General features: G+C 37.2%; 1 protein-coding gene. It reads right to left on the bottom strand.

The features are described 5' to 3' along the window. Nucleotides 1-136: 136 nt before the first annotated feature. On the bottom strand, nt 137-1,369 hold the full coding sequence (locus C4S61_RS21575; RefSeq protein ID WP_160111300.1) for a 6-bladed beta-propeller: 1,233 nt from the start codon (nt 1,367-1,369) through the stop codon (nt 137-139). Nucleotides 1,370-1,808: the final 439 nt, after the last annotated feature.

Genomic DNA, 1,808 nt, shown 5'->3' with positions numbered 1-1,808 from the left:
ACAAAAGCCTCTACCAGCTGTTACCCTCTAACTGGAAAGAATACCGACCTACATAAAATTTTTTTACTTACAACATGGGTTGGTCGGATGGATACTCTTTTGTCAAAAAACTGGTACTTCAAACATTCTCCATACATTATTTGTAGGTTTCAGGATGCATCAGTCTAAAACGAACAGTAAAGGGCATTTCGGGATCTTGGATATCAAGTATCTTTTGAAGGTCAGCTTTTGTATCAGGATGGATATGTTTGTTTTCCAATGCAATCTGTAACTTGGATTTATCCACATTGCGACCGACAGAATATCCCACAAAATCATGTTTGCTTACAAAGTTGACCCGCTCTATCCTAATTCCAAATATCGAAAACTGTTGGGCTGGAATCTTATATGATTGAAATTGAAATCGATCTACAAAATGGAAGTATTTGTCTTCAATATCATTTGCTATCCATTCAAAATGAAGATAAGTCCTTCCTATTACAAGATTTCCGGTACTAAATGAACTATTATTATTCTGGATTAAGTTGGCTGCTGCCATTAGATCCGATTCTTTTTTGGCTTCTTCTGGAATTCTTTTATCTCCAAAATCTATTACATAGTCTGGACAAATCTGTCTGTTTACCGGGCCAATCCAAAAAATCGTATCCATCATTGCTCTCAAGAAATAAACACCTCCCGCATATTCAGAAAATTCCTGTTTACTAGGCCATGCGTCTACCACTCCATATTCCCAGGCGCCTTCTTTCATGATCTTTTCTCCAGTAATATCAGAATATCTTAACAAGGGTTTTTTTTGACCCAAATGGTCTCGGCCTTCCATGTGAAAAATATACCAATCCTTGGTGATGGGATAAAAAGAAACAATCTCTTGATTTATTTTTTGCTCACTGATAAATTTCCCAGCCAGGTCAAAATACAGCATTTTATGTTGTGGATAGTCCCAAAGTTCAAGTCGCTTAAGATGTTGATTGTATTGAACATCCCAAAGCTGTTTGTATTGACCAGGTCCTTCTCCAATTTCACCAACCACAAATTTCATTTTCCCATCACGGCCAAATCCATATACTTTATTGGCTATTTGAAGGTCTGCTATATATATCAAAGAATCGCTATAGTCCCAAAGTTTGGATATTTCACCTAACAGGTTTCTCGAATCGTCAACTTCAAGTGGTGTGAATTTTACAGCATAAGTTGAATCCAAAATGTCTTCCAAGAAAGCCACTTTGGCTTCTTCCATTTGAATGAGATAGTTATAACTTCCCGGATTTTGACAGTTTGCACCTACCGGAAATGCAACTGAGTCAATACCTTGAAATTGATCCCCTTGCTGCTTTTGATTGGAGTTTTTACAAGATAAAATCAAGAGCATTACGCCTATAAAAATTGAATAGAAACAAAATTTATTCATAAGGTATTTCAAAGAAAATGGGATTGGAACTATCTCCAATCCCGATTATTATTTTAAGTACTACCGCCGCAACTCCCCCCAGTGGAACACGGATACTCATGGGAGTTGTCGCAGGCAATCTCCCACCTGCACTTCCAATACTGCCGCCCTTTTCCATCGCCAGGACCTGCCAAAGCTGATGAAGGATACATTGCCCATACGCTGACAATCAAAAATGTAGACAATACAATTGTACGAATACTTTGTTTTTTTATAAAACTTGATGGTTAGGTTACATTATATCGCATATATATATATTATTTAATGCAAATTATTTCAAAAAAAATTCCCCCACTAGGCGTAGTATCTTCTCTTAACCTTAGAAGTTCCTCTTGAGGCTGGGTGAAGTTTGCAACTTCAC

Origin of the sequence: Algoriphagus boritolerans DSM 17298 = JCM 18970 (assembly GCF_900108085.1) — a bacterium.
Lineage (GTDB): Bacteria > Bacteroidota > Bacteroidia > Cytophagales > Cyclobacteriaceae > Algoriphagus > Algoriphagus boritolerans.
The sequence above is the reverse complement of the archived record's forward strand: the minus strand, read 5'-3'. Positions and strand labels throughout refer to the sequence as shown.

Coding starts and splice junctions, on each gene's coding strand:
- C4S61_RS21575 (WP_160111300.1), bottom strand. CDS start 1,369: ATGCTCTTGATTTTATCTTGTAAAAACTCCAATCAAAAGCAGCAAGGG.